Here is a 17,762-nt window from a genome sequence, read left to right on the forward strand (position 1 = left end):
GCCTCGGCAGGCCGAGGCGCTGTCCATCAGGTACAAACTTAACGGTTTGCGAAGTACATGGTGACTTCAAAACCGATACGCAGGTCGGTGTAAACAGGTTTGGACCAAGACATGAAAGTACTCCTATCAAGTGATGAGACGTTTGTCAGGTACATATTTCTGAGTTTGGTTGGGATCATTTTGCAGCGTTCCAAGGCGCGCCCAACCCACGACGCCGTGTTTCGGTTGTCATACCTCGTCTTTTGCTGCCGGACGATCGGATAATAGGACGGCTTCAGGAAACTGCTCCCAGTACGAGAACGAGTGACTCGACAATTTAGCAACCAGGGCAGCGAAGCACTTCGCGAACGATTGAACTCGGTTCTGCAGGGCACAAAATGTCATTGTCGTGCTCCCCCATGTTTGTACGAAAATAAAGTGCGTTGGAAGAACCCCCTTACAGGCTGGTCTCGAATTTCAAACCGGCCACCCACGCATCCCTGACCTCGCTGACTCCGCCAGGATTGCCTACAAATTGCAGGTTGGGGCGCACGGTCAGCCACTTGGTCACGCCAAAGCCATAGTAAATTTCCATGTTGGTTTCTGAGCTTTGCGTCGGCGTGTAGCGAGGATCGTCATAGTCGCTGACGCCCGCCCGGTCATTCAGTTGCTGCTGATGATCTGTGAAGCGGTTATTCACATGGAGACTGGCGATGGCGACGCCGATTTCGTCATTCGGGCGAGATTTGAAGGGGGCCGTGTAGTAAGCGCCTACTTGCGCATAACGATCGATCATATTGGTGGCTTTGTCATGCACGGTGGCATACGCAAACACCGTCAGCCCGCGAGCGGCGAAGTCCGGATCTTTCCAGACTTGTTGTTGCCCGGCAATCCATGCGCCGTATTTACTGTCGCGGGATTTGGCTATGCCGTTTTCTTCTGTGTTGACGTCATTTGCGTCACGGCTGCTGTAATACGCGCCCACCCGGTATTCCCCTGGCAGCCGTCCGGCTCCCAGCGACGTGGTATGGACCAGCTCGACAGGTACCAAGGTACCCTCATTGCCGCTGCCGCTGAGTTTGAAGCCGTTACCTATTTCCAGGTAGGACGGGTTCTGCTCGTACGCACCAATCTGCGCATAAGTGTCATCGCTCAACGCGACCTTTACGCGGCCCGCCCATTGGGTGATTGGCCAGTTGTAAATGATATCGCCGGCCCAGTTACCCGGCTGTGCGCCGCAGAATGCCAGGTTTTGGAATTTGCAGGGGAAGCTGCCGAAGTCCTCGCCAAAGTTCATGCGGCCCAGTTTGATATCCAGCCCGCCGTCAAAGAACTTCTGACGATACCAGAGTTGCGTAAGCCGCCAGGTCTGGCCGCGCCCGTATACCTCTTGAACCTGACTGATGCCGCCTACCCGAGGATCGGTGATGACATCATTGGTGAGATTGCGCCCGTTACGATCCGATATCGTGAATTGAAAATCAGCGTCTTCCCAACCGAGTATTTTCTCAAGGTCAAAATTGCTCATCAGCGCAAGTTGGTCGGTATACCGCGCCGTGGTGTGCGAGTCGTAGCCACCGGCCAGATTCGTCGCGGCGTCGCCCGTGTAGAGCACGTTAAAGGTATAACCTTTTTCCAGCAATTCTGTGCGTAGGCCGCCCCAGTCTCCCAACATCCAAGGGGATTCAGAACTGAAGGCTTCTTGTGCATGACTGTTGGCCGCTCCGCAAAGCAGCAGCAATGCGACGGAAGTATTAAGCGTGTTGCAGTTCAAATGAGTGGTCATGATAATCTCTGCTTTTGTTTTTATTAGTCAGATAATCGAACACATCTTCAGGTTGATCTTCCGCCCGGAAGAGCATTAAAGAATGTCTGCAACGGGTTGATCCCAGCGAAGAACGACTGGAGTCTGGGTTTGTAAAGGCGTCGAGCTTGACGTGACACACGGTAAGTTGATGAGAAGACGGGACCTAACTCAGGCCTCGTCTGTTCTTGCGAAACAGCTCGGTAATTTATTTGAGCATCGGTAACGCTCTCCTTGTGACTCTCATGAAGATTACTTTCAACTTAGCGGCGCCGATGATGCCGTCGGCACGCTCTTGAAAACACCGGTCATTCGCCGGCCGCACTGATCGGGTTGGGTTGGCGTTTTTCAATGGTGTATTTCAGCAACGCAGCGCTGCGGAATATGCCGTGGGCGAATTTGCTATAGGGCATGGTCAGAAAGAACGCCATGACCAGACCCAGGTGGATCGCAAGCAACAAGCCCAACGCGCTGGTTTCGCGCCCGGCAAGCAATGCCAGGCCACTGGCGCTGACCAGGAACAGAAGCGCGATGAAGCCACGATCCATTGGTTTCTGATTCTCGTCCCCTTGCTGCGGGTTACGCCGCAGATTCATCCAGAGCAAACCTGCTGGGCCGATCAGCAGACCTACGCCGCCGAAAATGCCGAGTAGTACTGGCAGGCTTAAAACCGGGTAGGGGGCCGAGCAATTCAGCAAAAAATGATAGAGAGTGGCAACGCCTGTGGCTGCGAAGCACAGCATGAACCCATAGAAGGTGAGGTGGTGAAAGCGGCGGCGCCATAGGGTGAATGCGTCGTCGGTGTTGTTGCAGCCTTCTCCATGTCCGCCGTCCAGGTACTTGAGTTGTGCGACATTGGCGCTGGCCTCCAGTGCTGCACTGGCTTTCAGCGGCAGAGGTGCCTCGGCGGGTGAGATTTCGCGCCAGAATCGACGCACGCCGATACCCAGGGCCAACACGGCAAAACCGAACACCGCGCTGAACATCAGTGCCAACGTGTTGTGCGGAAAAATCCCGTAGAAGTTACCGCCTGGCATGGCAACGAACAGGTTGCCCATGATCATCAAGGTAAGCGACAGGAACAGCGCCAACCCAGCGCCTGAAGCCAGCCCCAAGGCAAGGCCGTTGCGTTGGTATAATTTACCCAGTGGCTGCGGCCAGGCGTAATTGGTGTAGGTTTCCAGCCGTACCTTGGCCATGGATTTGGGTACGTTGACTGCAAATTCGTGCGGGGCCGCGTATTGGCAAGCCGACAGGCACGCGCCGCAGTTGTGGCAAAGGTTCGCCAAGTAATGAATGTCGGCCTGACCGAATTCCAGATGCCGGGTCATTGCGGGGAATACGGCACAGAAACCTTCGCAATAGCGGCAGGCATTGCAAATGGTCATCTGCCGTTCGACTTCGGTTTCCTGCAGGTTGAGGACCGGGATCAGTTGGCTGGATACCTTGGGATCAAACAGCTGCATGTTGAAGCTCCGAGTTCACAGGAGAAAGACCAAACCCCGCACAAAGCGCGGCCTGTACGCCGGCGATTCGTCCGAAGGCGGTACCGATGGCCATGCCGATACCCGCGGTATAACCCTTGCCCAGTACGTTGCCAGCCATCATTTCTCCGGCGACAAACAGGTTCGGGCTGGCCTTGCCATCAAAGTGCACGGCGGCCGTTTCGTCGGTCGCCAAGCCGAGATAGGTAAAGGTGACACCTGGCTTGAGGGGGTAGGCGTAGTAGGGTGGTTTGGTGAGCGGCCTTGCCCAGTGAGTCTTGGCGGGAGTAAGCCCTTCGGTATGGCAGTCATCGAGCGTGGTGTGGTCGAACGTGCCGACATGGCAAGCGTTGTTGTAGTCTTCGATGGTTTTAACGAACTGCGTTTGCGGCAAGTTCAACAGGCGAGCAAGTTCTGGCAACGTCCGTGCTGTGGTTCCAGGGAACACCGGCGGCATGAAGCGGCCAAGTGCCTGTTGGTCGATAATCGAGTAGGCCTGCTGGTTGGGTTGTCCTGCAACGAGACGGCCCCAGATCGCATAACGTTTGGGCCAGAAATCCTCACCCTCATCGTAAAACCGTTCGCCATCGCGGTTGACAACCACGCCCAGGGATACGCAGTCGATGCGGGTACAGATACCGCCGTCGTAAAGCGGAGCCCGTGCGTCGATGGCCACCATATGCGCCTGAGTCGGGTCGCCGACTGCATCGGCGCCAAGATCGAGCATCCGTCGCAACAACACACCAGTATTGAAGCGGGTGCCGCGAATCAGGAAGTTGTCCGATGGCCATTCACCGCGCTCGTTTTGCCCCCAAGCCTCCCGTAGCCATTCGCGGTTGGATTCAAACCCGCCAGCAGCCAAGACGCAGGCGCGTGCTTCGATACGCTCCGCTGGCAATCGTTGTCCATCTACCTCGCGTTCGGCCAGGTGAGCTGCGACGAAAGCACCGTTTTCCAGTTCTATGTCAGTGACCTGAGCGTCATAACGGATCTTCACGCCCAGGCGTTCGGCGCTGCGAAAGTAGGCATTGACCAGTGCCTTTCCGCCGCCCATGAAAAACGCGTTGGTGCGAGCCACATGAAGAGCACCCGACAAGGGCGGCTGAAAGTGCACGCCATGTGAACGCATCCAATCACGGCAAGATGACGAGGCACGAATGGCGATGCGCGCCAGTTTCTCGTTGGTAAGGCCACCGGTGACTTTAAGCAGATCCTGCCAATATTCTTCTTCGGGATAGGCATCGACCAGCACATCCTGAGGCGCATCGTGCATGCAGCGCAGGTTGCGCGTGTGCTGCGAATTTCCGCCACGCCATACTTTCGGCGAGCCTTCCAGCAGCATTACGCTGGCGCCTGCCTCTCGTGCCATTAATGCGGCACATAACGCAGCGTTACCGCCACCTATCACCAGAACGTCGACCATCGTATCTCCTCGATTCACTGGCAGGGCGAAGTGACTGCCGGCCAGTGGATTAACCATAGGGATGGGCTTCGCGCGGCGAAAGGCGGATTTAGAGGTGAGGGCTTCAGTTTTAGTGAAGGGTGATGTTTCCGTGCGGAGGGGTATGTGGCAGGAATTACCACGCTCCCAGAAATACAAAGCGCCCGATGCAAGTGCATCGGGCGCTTTGATATTGAAATGGATATAGCCCATTTCAGAGACAGGCAGTTTTGCCCAATCCAAGACTTTGGAGACAGGTCACGATGGACTGGCTCCTTAGTCGATCAGCTATTGTCAGCAGCAGCGATCACTTGCTGTCTGGAATTGCAAAGGCAACCAGCTTCGAACCAGGCTTCGTACGATAATGCGGACGCCCACCCTCGGCGACCACCACAAATTGCCTTCCGCTGACCGGACTGCGGTAGGTCATGGGCGTGGCATTGGCGCTGGTGGCCAGACGACTGCTCCACAGCTCCCGGCCGGTGGCTGCATCCAGGGCACGGAACGTATGCTCTGCTGCACCGCCGATAAATACCAGGCCGCCACGGGTCGTCACGGCGCCACCGGCGGTCGGTGTACCGATCGGGATGGAAACCAGGGTCGGCAGACCGAACGGACCAATGTCACGCGGTGAGCCGAATGGCTTGGACCAGATGAGCTTGCCACTGACAAGATCAACAGCGCCAATCAGGCCCCAAGGTGGCGCATTGCAAGGAATGCCAAGCTGCGAAAGGAAGTTGACCCGATAAGCGCCGTATGGCGTGTCAAGCATAGGCTGCTCTGCTTGTCCCCCTGCGTCCAGACCAGGTGCAATCTTGAAATTGCGTTGTGTTGCTTCTTCGCGTGTTACCAATTCGATTCGGTCAGGGACCTGAGTCCAGTTGACGATCATCAGCCCGCGATCAACGTCCAGCGAGATGCCATTCCAGTTCACACCACCCATTGAACCGGGATCGATCAAGACATTCTTGTCGAGCGTGATGGGCGTGAATTGGCCCTCGTAGCGCGATTGTTTGAACATGATCCGGCAAACCATTTGGTCGATCGGCGTCGCACCCCACATGTCTTTTTCGCGCAGTTGAGGCCCCCTGAAAGCAGGGAGCTCGACAGAGGCAGGTTGGGTAGGGGACAGCCATTCGCCTTTGGCAATGTCACGCTGAGGCACAGGCTGTTCTTCCACCGCCTTGATCGGTTCGCCAGTCTCGCGGTCGAGCACGAAAATTTCGCCGCGCTTGGTCGGTTGGATCAGTGCTGGCCGCATGCCCTTTGCGGTAGGCCAATTCAACAGAGTGGGCTGAGAAGCGACGTCATAATCCCAGATGTCGTGGTGCGTGGCCTGGAATTTCCAGCGCAGTCGACCCGTCTCCGCGTCGAGAGCGATCACCGCACTGGAGATATCCTCGTCATAGGGACGGCGCTGCCCACCGTAAGCATCAGGTGTCGCGTTGCCCACTGGCAAATAGACGAGACCGAGCTTCTCATCCGCGCTGATGGGGGCCCAGCTGTTGGGTGTGGAAGGCGTGTAATACTGCCCTTCAGGTGGCAGGCCGAGACGATTCGGCGCGCCGGCATCAAAGGCCCAGGCGAGTTCGCCTGTCACCGCATCAAACGCCCTGATGACGCCGGACGGCCCCCCCCAATATTGCCCGTCGGGAATGCCACCACCGACGACAATCTTGCCGCGGATAACTTGCGGTGCCGAGCTGACGTAGAACAAGCCATGTGGGTAAGGTGCGACGCCCTTTGTCAGATCGACCGCGCCGTTGTTACCAAACCCTGGGCAATATTCACCGGTTTTCGCATCCAGTGCCACCAGCGTGGGGTTGTGGCTGGGGGCGTAGATGCGCTCTGAGCAAAAACCATTGGCGTCAGGCACTTTGTAGTACGCCACACCCCGACAAGGTTTGCCCGACTGCGGTACGCCGTTGGAAATGTCGCGGCGCCACAATTCTTTGCCGGTTTCCGCATCGAATGCATGGATACCGTTATTGCCATCACACGCGTACAGGGAACTACCCATCATGATAGGGGTGCCTTCGATGGCGTTGAGATCGCCGTTCACCGGTGCCATGTCGGCTTCCCAGACTTTGACCAGCTTCGAGACGTTGGATGTGTCAATGTCTGCTAGCGGACTGAAGCGGGTTCCACCCTGGTCGTTGCCGTAGGCTTGCCAGTCGGTACGTTCGTTGTTGGCCATTGGTTCAGGCAGTTTCGCCGGCGCCTGCGATTGCAAGCCGCGTCTCAACATAGGAAAGTCCGGTGCGTCAGGTCCGAAAGCGTGACTGACGCTCCCTAAGGCGATTGCAGCGACCAGACCGCCGGCAAACGATGGCCAGCCGCGCGGAAGCTTCCGGGTGTTCGGCGCAGGCGTGAGTTGGGTGAAATGCGGTAGCAGAAGTACTGCGCCAAGAACGAACGGACCAATGAGCCGGGGCGCCAGTTGCCAACCGTTAAAACCCACCTCCCACAAACTCCAGGCCGTGGTCCAGACCAGCATTGCGGCATAGACCCAAACCCCTCGCGCATCACCGCGCCAGAGAAATACACCGCTTGTGATGAAGGCCAGTCCGGTGATCAGGTAGTACGCAGAACCTGCGTCCGCAACCAAGATGACACCGCCAATGGAAAGGGCCAGGCCGAGTATCAATAATACAATGGCAAAGATACGACACACCCATCGTGAAGCTTTCGTCGTATCGCGCTTGGCATTCAAAGAGTCAGGCTCTGCGCCAATAGGGGTCATAAGGGTTTCTCCATGTGATCAATAGGACACACGTGTTGGGAACAAGCATTGAGGCGGCTCATTTGAATGACGCCGGAGGCAAGCCATGGGTGAACACCTTGGCGCTGAATATTGTCGCTCCTTGCCCCTTATCTCCATCACTGGTGACGGAGTACAAGGTGTTCGTATTGGGATCAATGGCGAGGCTAGTCGATAGCAGGTTGTGTCCTTGTTCGCGCCCCGGCAGCAGCACCTGGCCAATTGGGATACCGATCTGGTTAAAGACCATTACACGCCCTTGCCCATAGATCGCCACGTAGACATTGCCATCGGCGTCGACCCGCATCGAATCGGGGGAGGGCCCCGTGAAACGGTAGGGGATGGACGAACTGATGGTGGCGATGGTAGTAGCGTTGGCCAGGTCGATGCGATGTAGAAGGTTGCGGCCAAATTCGGTTGCCCACAGCGTTTTTCCGTCTGGACTTAGCGTAACGCCGTTGGCCATCGAGAGATGCGGCAAGACGACAACAGGAGGCGAAAGATCGGGAGAAACGTAATAGATCCCGCCCTTTGGCTCGGTCGAGATACCTTTGAAATCACTGAAGTAGAAACCACCCTGTTTGTTGAACGCCAAGTCATTTGGCATGAATCCGGCGTCTTGCGCGATGATGGTTTGCATTCCCGTGCCATCGGGTTTGACCGCGAAAATCGCGCCGAGGTTGCGGTTCAGATCGAGAGCCGCGATGAACAGACGTCCGTCGGGATGAAATGCCAGTCCGCCAGGGGAGAGGTTCTCTATCGTGGCTACGATTGAAAGCTGTTTGGTCGGCGAAAGGCGAAGTACGCGTTTACCCGAAACATCACAGAAAAGCAGGTTGCCCTCGCGGTCAAATATCGCGCCTTCCAGTATCCGACCTTCGTTGGATGCTTTGAACCAGGTTTGAGCAGTAACCGTTGGAAGGCCTCGTTCCGATACTGGAATGGGTACAGGGCTTTGTGTCTGCTTGTCGTAGGCCAATGCTGAAGAGGCGGGGAGTTGTCCAGCGTATGCGCCTGTAGCGATGCCGGCGGCGCCGATAGCCAGACAGGCCAGCAGGCCGCTTAGCTGGAGCTTTCTGAGCGCTCCAGGGACACGAGCGCTGCTTCTTCTATCCGAACGTTTCCTACCGGCATGAATGCTTGTCGTGTTGATCGCTGTGTGCACCGCAGGCATGTCGAGTTGTGTCAGCGTGGGTAAAGCGGTCGTAGCGAATAGCCGGCTGGGGGGCGCGCCGGATATCGGCGCGACCAGCCCTTTGAAATTGAACGTTACGCCAATGCTCATAACGAACTCCATTGTGCAAAGCCTTTTACTCCCCCTCAGGGGCGTAGACTTGTTTATTGTTTGATAGGGTGAAGCGGTGTTTCTTGCGCGCTAACGTTGGGCACACGACCAGCGAATGTCAGTCCGCCGGAGGGAACCCCTACTTCAAATCTCTTCCCGTGGGTACTGGAGCACGAGGACCTCGGCACCTTCGCCACCTGCTTGGATCTCGAACTTTTCCTCAGTTGATTCCACGACGATCATGGACCAGAGAGGAAGCTCCTCTTCGCCATGCAGCACGCTGCCGTTTCCGACGAAAACGTAATAACCGGATGCAATACCAGGGGGCGGACCGTCCACTTTCATACCAGCGCCCAATCGCAACACCTGAGCGCGCAGCCCATCTGCCTCATCTTCAAAAAGCAGTTCCCAACTCGCTTCTTCGCGGGCCTGCATCACAGGGGCAATGGAGAACTTGATGGGCTCGGACGTCAGGTGCCGGCGTTTGCTTGGACGCAGTTGCTCCCGGTAGCCAGGTTCACTCAAATAGACCGGTTGGGAGTTTCCGGTGTACATCCGCATGGCGACGAAGGACAGCCCTTGCGGGCCCGCCACGATCGGACCGTAAGCCGTGTGATGGTCTTTGAACTGGACGGTGAGCGGTTCCAGCACCTGACCGCGATTACCCAGTGTGCCACTGCCAGCGATGAACAACTGAAACATCGACACCCCGTGGAAATGGGGCACCACTGCTTCGTGTGCTCTGAGTTCAGACATTGTCGCCTGAGGGCCTGGGGCCCGTTCTTGAGAGCTCCGCGGGCCAAAGAAGGTCGTTCCCCAATGCTGGTTTCCGGTGCCGGGCGAAACGATAACGCTCCGATTTGCAAGGGCGTCTGCCCCACTGCGCGTGTAAATCATCACCAATGCTCCTATTAAATCTGCATGTATGCAGGACAAATCAACCGTCCATACGAGGCCGTAGCGTGCCCTCGGTCGACGCAAAATCATACTAGCATGTGTTTTGATAATTAGCACAAGTTTCAATGGGTGGAACTTGCGCGTAGTGGGTGCGTGCTGGGTTAGCGCCGGTGCAAGCTATTGTAAGATGGTCTGTGTAGTTTCATTCACTGAAACCTATTCCAAAAATAATTGACTTTCGAGTGACTGCGGACGACAGTGCACCGTGGCAGCTCTGCTTTTGGGGAGAGCAGAGAAACGACTGCATCTCTTTACCTCGTCTCCCGATTTTCGATAGCGATCAAGGGCTTCAGTACCGATATGAATAATTACAAAAACTTGCTTGAACCACGTTCGATTGCGGTTGTAGGCGTGTCGGAGGATGCGGGACGTCCCGGCTCTCAGGCTGTGAGAGCTCTGATGAGCAATGGATATACCGGCACGATCTATCCAGTGAATCCAAAATACGAAACCTTTGAAGGTTTGAAGTGCTATGGGGCCGTTGCTGATATCGAAGGCGACGTCGACCTCGTAGTGATTGGTGTCCCAGCGCAGGGCGTTTTAGCCGTGCTGGAATCGAGTGCGCAGAAGAAGGTTCCTTTTGCGGTGGTTCTGAGCGGTGGCTTTCGAGAGAGCGGTCCGGAAGGGGTTCTCCGAGAGGAGAAAATGCTCGCGATTGCCCGGGCGGCGGGCATGCGCATTATCGGGCCCAACTGCCTCGGTTTCGCCAACATCCATTCTCGTGTCTACGCCGCATTCGGCAGCATTACGCGTGAACCGAAACTCGAGAAAGGGTCGGTATCGCTGGTGACGCAGAGTGGGGGATTCGGCTACAGCATCGCCCTTGCATGTGCCGAAGCCGGTATTGGTTTCCGGCATGTCATCGCGACGGGCAACGAAAGCGATGTCAACACGGTACAGCTCATTGAGGCGCTGCTTGATGATGACGAGACACACACCATCGTCGCCTATATCGAGGGAACCAATGACGGTCGTGCGCTGTTGGAAATCGGCCGCAAGGCTACGGCGCGCGGCAAGCCGATCCTGCTGTGGAAGGGGGGCGTCACCGAGCAGGGCGCACTAGCGGCCGCATCGCATACCGCCAGCATGACGGGTGTCTATGATTTCTATCGTGCCCTGTTCAAGCAAACGGGGATCGTCGAGATCAGAGAGATCCAAGAAGCAGTGGATTTCCTCAAGGCATTGGAAAGCAAAAAATACCCGGACAATCGGGGTGTCGCGGTGATGGGGGTATCGGGCGGGTCTGCCATCGTGTTCGCAGACGCGGGTGAGCCTGAAGGTCTGACCTTGTGTGAACTGGGTAACGATACCCAGCAAAAGCTGCTGGCGGTCGTACCTAACATCGGGGCCGTCCATAATCCAATCGACCTTACCGCAGGGTATTTTTCAGCGGCCAATGCGCAGAAGTTGGAAGCCGCTGTAAGCGCGACGCTTGAAGACCCTGCCGTAGGATCGCTTTGCATTAACCTGGCAACCACAGGCGCCTCTGGCAGCCTGGCGGCAGCCCAGGTATTGGCCCGAATTGCCGCGTCGGCGTCGAAGCCGATTTTGGTTTTTTCCTCAGCCCCCAGCGTTCAGGTTGCAGAGGCGCTGCGTGTATTCGCTGATGCGGGAATTCCGGTGTTGCCTTCGCCGTCGCGAGCCGCCAAAGCTATCGCAATGCTGATGCGATTCAAGCGGACTCAATCGCGCATTTTGCAGATGCAAGAGGATGAGGGGCTCAAAGTAGAGCGAGCTTCTGTACCGCTTAGCACCGCCGTTGGCAGTCGGGCATCGTTGTCCGAGGTCGAGTCCAAGGAAATGTTGCGTTCCATCGGTATCCCCGTCACAACCGACCTGATCGTGAAGGGTTTTGACGCTGCGCTGTTCGACAAAGTCAAAGCGCCCCTAGTCGTCAAGATTGTCTCTGCGGACATTGCGCACAAAACCGAAATAGGCGGCGTAAAGGTCGGCATTCGGACCGCCCAGGAGCTGGAGTCAGCGATCGAGCAGGTGTTGGCCAACGCGCAACGGCATGTGCCTGCCGCCCACATTGAAGGTGTCCTCGTTTCCGAGATGGTGACAGGTGGCTTCGAACTGATTGCCGGGGTGGTCAAGGATCCTTCATTTGGCCCAGTGGTGGTAGTCGGCGCAGGTGGGATTTACGCGGAAGTACTGAAGGATTCCGCGTGTCGAATCGCCCCTTTCGGCCTGCCAACCGCTATGGAAATGCTCGATGAATTGCAATGCAGCGTGATCATGCACGGTGTTCGGGGCGCGTCTCCCCTTGACGTCGATGCTGTTGCCCGCGCGTTGGTGGCGTTATCGCAGTTTGCCTGGGAGCAGCGCGGCGATATAGCCGAAATCGACATCAATCCAATGTTTGTATTGCCCCACGGTGTGATTGCCGCGGACGCCTTGATTGTGCGCGGTTAATGAACCGCCCCCAAGCTTGTCGCGAGAAAGAGCAATGTACAAAACATTCTGTAAAGGGGTGAATCGCTATGAATGACAGCCTGTCCGCCACATTGACGCATCGGGTCAATGTGAAGCCTATCGACCGCACGTTCGAGGTGCAGCAAGACGACACGATACTTGCTGCCGCCCTCAAAAGCGGGTGTCAACTGCCCTACAGTTGTCAAAATGGCATCTGCGGAACCTGTCGGGCCAAAGTGCTCGACGGGGTGGTCGATCATGCGGGGTCCAGCATGGCGATACTTTCCAACGAGGACCGGCAGCAGGGCTACGCGCTCCTGTGCCAGGCAAAGGCTTTAACCGCATTGACGATCGCCTGCGAGGTGGTGGAAGCAACACAAGACATCCCTATTCGACGGCTTGTTTCCCGTGTCGATCGTCTCGAGCGCCTGGCCGAGGATGTGATGAGAATTCGCCTGCGCCTCCCTGCCAAGGAGTCTTTCAGGTTTTTGCCTGGGCAATATATCAACGTCGTGATGCCAGGCGGTATTCGTCGCAGTTTGTCGCTGGCAAATGTGCCCGACGACAACGTGTTGGAATTGCATCTCAGGAATTACGGTGGCCCGTTTAGCCAACACGTTTTCAATGTCATGAAAGAAAACGACCTGGTGCGCCTTGAAGGCCCACTAGGTACTTTTTTTGTGCGTGAAGACAGTAGCAAACCAATGGTCTTCGTTGCCAGCGGCACAGGGTTCGCACCGATCAAAGCCATGATTGAGCGTGAACTTGAAAAAGCATCGAGTCGTGAAATAACTCTCTATTGGGGCGGGCGAAGGGCTTCGGATCTGTATTTGAGTTCCGTTGCCGAGGCTTGGGCGAAAAGTCACAACGTCACATTCATACCTGTCCTGTCAGAAGCACACCCCGACGATCTATGGGAAGGCCGGGTCGGCTTTGTTCACCGTGCAGTCCTGGAAGATTACGAGGATCTTTCCCAGCATCAGGTCTATGCCTGTGGAGCGCCCATCGTCGTGCAATCGGCAAGGCAGGATTTTGTGGCGTTACGCAACCTCCCCGAGGAAGAGTTCTTCGCGGACATGTTTGTGTCGGGACAAAAGGCTGCCCAGTAGAACTCGTGTCGTGTGTCTCGATTGAAGATAAAAAAAGCACGTGGAGGAAGATGTCCGTGGATGAACTAGCCAGCGAGTTGACGGTTGAGCGACATGAGTCGCTCCTGTGGATCACTCTGAATCGTGCCGCCAAGGCGAATGCCATGACGGTGGATATGATGGAGCGTGTGACTGCTGCACTGCAGGCAGCCACTGATGACCCGCAGATAAACGCGGTGATGTTGACCGGGTCTGGTGAGCGCGTGTTCTGCGCAGGGGTCGATATTCGTGAACAACCGGCGGACGGTGATACGGCACGCCAGCGTGAACGAAGGTCGTTGGCGTTGGCGGCGCTGCAGGACGCCGTGATGGACTGCCCCAAGCCAGTTGTCACAGTGCTCAATGGTACCGCGACGGGAGGTGGCGCGATGCTTGCGCTCTTGGCAGATGCCTGTGTCGCCGTCGATACCGCGAAACTGTCGCTGCCCGAAATTGATTTGGGTATCGCCACCTTCTCGGGTGCGAACATTCTAGAGGTCATCGGCGGGCGCGCTTTGGCGCTTGATCTGATTCAGAGCGGCAGGGCGATGAAGGCTACCGAAGCATTGGCGAGAGGGCTGGTCCGCGAGGTAGCCCTGCGAGACGAACTCCAATTGAAAGCTTCGGCGCTGGGGCAGGCGTTGGGGGCAAAGAGCCCGCGCACGTTTGCCGAAAACAAGCGGTGGCTCAATCGTTCGCTGAGAGCTGCATTGTTGCAGGCTCGGGACGAGCATGCACGACACCGTGCACTGGCTCAGGCCGAGCAATAGCGCAGCGGGCAACGAGTGTGGTTTTGCACGGGCGGCGTGTCCATATCGAACTGAGGGAATATGATGTCTGATCTAGAAGTCAGTACCGTTGGCCGGGTCATGGTAGCCAAGCTAAACCGGCCCGAAAAAAAGAACGCCTTGAGCGAGAGCATGCTGGATTCACTTCGCGCTGCATTGCTGGCTGCCGATGAAAATGATGACATCGGTTGTTTCGTCATCACCGGTGCCGGTGATGCATTCTGCTCCGGAGGCGACTTGGGCCGTCGGGCCGCCGAAAGCGCAGAGGGGGATCCAACGCCGCTCGAGCGTAAAATCAGATTGCAAAAAGTCACCCACCAGGTGGCATTAGCGATCGAGAACTTTGAAAAGCCACTCATCGCGGCGGTAAACGGCGCGGCGGTGGGGGCGGGCATGGATCTTTCGTTGCAGTGCGATATGCGTTTCGCATCAGAGTCAGCTCGATTTGCTGAGGCTTATATTCGTGTTGGCCTGATCCCTGGAAATGGCGGCTGCTATTTGCTGCCGCGCATAGTCGGTACCGCGAAAGCCCTGGAATTATTATGGACGGGCGATTTCGTCAGTGCTGAGGAGGCGTTGGCATTGGGCATCGTCAACCGAGTATTCAGTGATGACGAACTCATGCAGCAAACGCTGGATTTTGCTACACGCCTGGCGGATGGCCCTCCCATCCAGCAACGCAGCATAAAGAAGCTGCTATACCAATCGCTGCGGACTGATTTGCGGACGAGCTTGGAGTCGGTGGCTGCGCAGATGGCCGTGGTGCAATCCACGGATGACTACAAGGAGGCCATCAAAGCTTACAAGGAAAAAAGGAAACCGCGTTTCATCGGCAAATAGCGTGTCGTGCCTGGGCCGACCGGTCCAGGCATCGTTGTGATTGTGGAGGTGTCCGATGGAACTGCGTCAACTGCGCTACTTTGTCCGGGTAGTTGAGTGTGGAAGCATGGGGCGAGCAGCGCTTGAGCTCGATGTTGTCACCTCGGCCCTCAGTCAACAAATCAGCCGATTGGAGAATGAACTGTCGGTTCGGCTGTTACTAAGAAAGAAGAGCGGCGTGCAGCCCACCAGCGCCGGATTGGCATTCTGGCATCGAGCACAACTGGTGTTGCGCAACGCGGAGGATGCGGCCCACGCGGCCAGGACTGGACGGTTCGCCGGGCATGTCACGGTGGGATTGGCACCATCCACCTCAGGCGTCGTTGCACTGCCGTTCATGGAGGCGATGCGAGAGCGGTACCCGGATATTTCCCTTCGTATTGTCGAAGCGTTATCGGGCAACCTGGAGCGGATGCTAAGCGCTAGACAGATCGATCTTGCGATATTGTTTGGCGCTGATCATGGGCGCAGGTTCAGCACTCAGCCGCTGGTAAATGAACGTCTTTTCGCTATTTCCGCAGCTGACTTTTCCCTGGTCCGCAAGAGTGAATCACTTTCAATCAGTGAGCTTTCCAACGTCCCCCTCATATTGCCCGGCAGTACACACGGCCTCAGGGCCCTGATAAACAATGCTTTTGAAAGAGAAGGCTGCACGATGAACGTCATCGCGGAAATCGACGGGCTAGCGATACTCATGGACGCGGTGGGGGCGGGCTTGGGGATGACGGTGCAACCTAGCGCGGCGCTTGCAAGGCATGATAAAGACCGTTTCGATACGGTACCCATTTCCGAGTTCAATTTTACCCGCTTGAATCAAGTCGCCAGTTTGTCGGACGATGAGTTGTCGCCGGCGGGTTTGGCAGCACGTGTTGTTTTGGCTGACGTCGTTCGCACGTTGGTTTCGGATAAACGTTGGCTGGGCACGCAACTGGTAACGGTGCCCGACTGAACAAGGCGCGGCCGCCAGCGGTCTCGATACGCCTCCGTTCTCGAGTCCGGTGGGTGGAACTGAAGTTGGCGAGTGAAATAGCGTCATGCTAGTATATTATTTTGAGACTGATTCTCGTTTGTTGGCGAATGAAGCATTTCGTGTCGAGGAGGATCGTTACGATCAACGATTTTGATGGGGTTTTTCAAGAATGATGCGCTCTGTGCAACGTATCTTGGCAGTTTTCGAAAGCTTTAGTTCAGACCGCAGCAGCCTTACGCTTCAAGACATTGCAGACCGTATCGAGCTACCGAAGTCGACGACGTTTCGTATTGTCCAGAGTCTTGAAAAGGCTGGCTACCTGGTACGTCTCGAGCAGCAATATTGCTTGTCCTTCCGATTCACGCGCTTGGCTGGCCTGGTAAAAAGTACCCTGGGTATTCGTGAGATCGCTCGACCCGTATTGCAAGAACTCGCTGAGCAGACTGAAGAAACAGTCTCCATCCATGCGGTGAGTGATCGCAATCGAGTCTGTCTCGACTCGGTCACTACCAGCTCGGCACCGTTGCGCGCGGTGGTCCAGGCGGGTGAACAGATTCCCTTGTTGGTAGGGTCTGCTTCAAAGGTCTTGATGGCCTATATGCCCAAAGCCCAGCTCACCCCGTTAGTCAAAAATGTTGCCAAAGCGACGAAGCGCACCAATGGCGCGGTGCTTGAAGAGTTCGCCATGATCCGGGAGCAGGGTTATGCCGTTTCCCATGGCGAACGGCTGTTAGGCATCTCGGCGATCTCGGTACCCATCAAGGACGTCAATCAAGAAGTGCACTATTGCTTGTCGGTGGGGGCACCGACTGTCCGAATGAACATGAATGAAAAGGAGTTTATCGAGTTGGCAGTCAAAGGTGCCGAAGTCATATCGCGACAATTCGGTGGAGAGGTGGCCTTGCCCGCCCCTACATCCGACTGATGATGTGCGCCTGACCTCAAGCCTGGATGTCTTGACAGCGGCTCATCGCGAGAACGAAACGCTCCGCGGGTCACTTCCATGCGAATGGACCAGTTGGGACTTCCAGGCGAACGACGACGGTTCACGATTTGAAACGTCCCACCAGACCGTTCAGTTCATCTGACAGACTCGACAACCTGCCGGAGTCATCCTGTGCAGAGTTGGCCAAGCTCTCCACCAGCCGAGCCTCGTCATAAATCTGCTGGATATGCCGATTGATCTCTTCGGCCACGCTATGCTGCTCTTCAGCAGCGGCGGATATCTGCAGGTTTTGATCCCTTATTTCATTGACCGACAATTGGATGCCTTCAAAGCTGTCCCGAGTGCTCTCGATGGACGATACGCTGGCGTGCGAGAGCTCCAGGCAACTACCCATTTTGCCCATGACCTCCTGGGTCTTGCTGCCTAGTGCGCCGAGCAGTTGCTCGATTTCACCGGTCGAATCGGATGTGCGCTTGGCCAGTGCTCTGACTTCATCTGCCACCACTGCAAATCCTCGGCCTTGATCGCCCGCCCTGGCGGCTTCAATGGCTGCGTTCAGGGCCAGCAGATTGGTTTGCTCGGCAATGGCGCGAATGGTGCCAAGGATCTGGTTGATGCTGCGGCTGCCGGCTTCGAGCTCTGTCATGGACTGCGAGGACTCGGTCAGACGGCGTCCCAGGCGATTCACGTTGTCCGTGGTGATCTCGATCTGCTGCTTGCCCTCCGCCACACGGCGATGTCCGTTCTCGGCGGACTCTGCTGCGCCGCTGCATGAGCGGGCCACCTCATTGGCGGTTGCGACCATCTCGTTGAACGCGGTCGACACCAATTCCACCGCTTCGCGCTGTCTTCCGGCGGCCTCGTTCATGTTGTTGGCAACCTCGCTGTTAACCCTCGAGGCATTTTGCAGATTGCTCGATGCGGCG

The 17,762-nt window shown here is 56.5% G+C and carries 14 protein-coding genes; 6 read left to right on the forward strand and 8 right to left on the reverse strand.

Annotated features, from left to right (window positions below):
• Nucleotides 1-38: 38 nt before the first annotated feature.
• The 7 genes from pqqA to J3P91_RS11370 all read right to left on the reverse strand — a co-directional run bounded on the left by pqqA (nucleotide 39) and on the right by J3P91_RS11370 (nucleotide 9,456).
• Nucleotides 39-113, reverse strand: a complete 75-nt coding sequence (pqqA, locus tag J3P91_RS11340) for a pyrroloquinoline quinone precursor peptide PqqA (RefSeq protein WP_434605079.1) — start codon at nucleotides 111-113, stop codon at nucleotides 39-41.
• 323 nt (nucleotides 114-436) lie between these two features.
• Complete coding sequence (locus J3P91_RS11345) at nucleotides 437-1,765, reverse strand: carbohydrate porin (RefSeq protein ID WP_434604167.1); 1,329 nt, start codon at nucleotides 1,763-1,765, stop codon at nucleotides 437-439.
• A 326-nt stretch (nucleotides 1,766-2,091) separates the two neighbouring features.
• On the reverse strand, nucleotides 2,092-3,249 hold the full coding sequence (gene tcuB / locus J3P91_RS11350; RefSeq protein WP_434604169.1) for a tricarballylate utilization 4Fe-4S protein TcuB: 1,158 nt from the start codon (nucleotides 3,247-3,249) through the stop codon (nucleotides 2,092-2,094).
• Complete coding sequence (gene tcuA, locus J3P91_RS11355; RefSeq protein WP_013692806.1) at nucleotides 3,236-4,690, reverse strand: FAD-dependent tricarballylate dehydrogenase TcuA; 1,455 nt, start codon at nucleotides 4,688-4,690, stop codon at nucleotides 3,236-3,238. The genes tcuB and tcuA overlap by 14 nt, the downstream gene beginning before the upstream one ends.
• 325 nt (nucleotides 4,691-5,015) lie before the next feature.
• Entirely contained in the window at nucleotides 5,016-7,451 is a 2,436-nt protein-coding gene (locus tag J3P91_RS11360) for a membrane-bound PQQ-dependent dehydrogenase, glucose/quinate/shikimate family (protein ID WP_434604171.1), read from the reverse strand.
• A gap of 58 nt (nucleotides 7,452-7,509) precedes the next feature.
• Nucleotides 7,510-8,754 (reverse strand): SMP-30/gluconolactonase/LRE family protein, encoded by a 1,245-nt coding sequence (locus tag J3P91_RS11365; RefSeq protein ID WP_434604173.1) that lies wholly within the window; start codon nucleotides 8,752-8,754, stop codon nucleotides 7,510-7,512.
• Nucleotides 8,755-8,898: 144 nt separating this feature from the next.
• Nucleotides 8,899-9,456, reverse strand: coding sequence for a hypothetical protein (locus tag J3P91_RS11370; protein WP_095058147.1), 558 nt, complete (start codon nucleotides 9,454-9,456; stop codon nucleotides 8,899-8,901).
• Nucleotides 9,457-10,011: 555 nt separating this feature from the next.
• On the opposite strand from J3P91_RS11370, the gene J3P91_RS11375 reads away from it, so the two are divergent.
• The 6 genes from J3P91_RS11375 (at nucleotide 10,012) to J3P91_RS11400 (ending at nucleotide 16,815) form a co-directional block, all read left to right on the forward strand.
• A complete protein-coding gene (locus tag J3P91_RS11375; protein ID WP_434604175.1) occupies nucleotides 10,012-12,126 on the forward strand; it encodes an acetate--CoA ligase family protein in 2,115 nt (704 codons plus the stop codon).
• 68 nt (nucleotides 12,127-12,194) lie between these two features.
• On the forward strand, nucleotides 12,195-13,235 hold the full coding sequence (locus tag J3P91_RS11380; RefSeq protein WP_434604177.1) for a CDP-6-deoxy-delta-3,4-glucoseen reductase: 1,041 nt from the start codon (nucleotides 12,195-12,197) through the stop codon (nucleotides 13,233-13,235).
• Nucleotides 13,236-13,285: 50 nt separating this feature from the next.
• Entirely contained in the window at nucleotides 13,286-14,023 is a 738-nt protein-coding gene (locus J3P91_RS11385; protein WP_434604179.1) for an enoyl-CoA hydratase/isomerase family protein, read from the forward strand.
• A 60-nt stretch (nucleotides 14,024-14,083) separates the two neighbouring features.
• Entirely contained in the window at nucleotides 14,084-14,881 is a 798-nt protein-coding gene (locus tag J3P91_RS11390) for an enoyl-CoA hydratase/isomerase family protein (RefSeq protein ID WP_434604181.1), read from the forward strand.
• A 55-nt stretch (nucleotides 14,882-14,936) separates the two neighbouring features.
• Entirely contained in the window at nucleotides 14,937-15,869 is a 933-nt protein-coding gene (locus J3P91_RS11395; RefSeq protein ID WP_013692814.1) for a LysR family transcriptional regulator, read from the forward strand.
• A gap of 193 nt (nucleotides 15,870-16,062) precedes the next feature.
• Entirely contained in the window at nucleotides 16,063-16,815 is a 753-nt protein-coding gene (locus tag J3P91_RS11400; RefSeq protein WP_013692815.1) for an IclR family transcriptional regulator, read from the forward strand.
• 121 nt (nucleotides 16,816-16,936) lie between these two features.
• Here J3P91_RS11400 and J3P91_RS11405 read toward each other — a convergent pair whose 3' ends face one another.
• Nucleotides 16,937-17,704 (reverse strand): methyl-accepting chemotaxis protein, encoded by a 768-nt coding sequence (locus tag J3P91_RS11405; RefSeq protein WP_434605082.1) that lies wholly within the window; start codon nucleotides 17,702-17,704, stop codon nucleotides 16,937-16,939.
• Between the last annotated feature and the right edge of the window lie 58 nt (nucleotides 17,705-17,762).

The organism is Pseudomonas sp. Z4-7, assembly GCF_051131965.1.
Lineage (GTDB): Bacteria > Pseudomonadota > Gammaproteobacteria > Pseudomonadales > Pseudomonadaceae > Aquipseudomonas.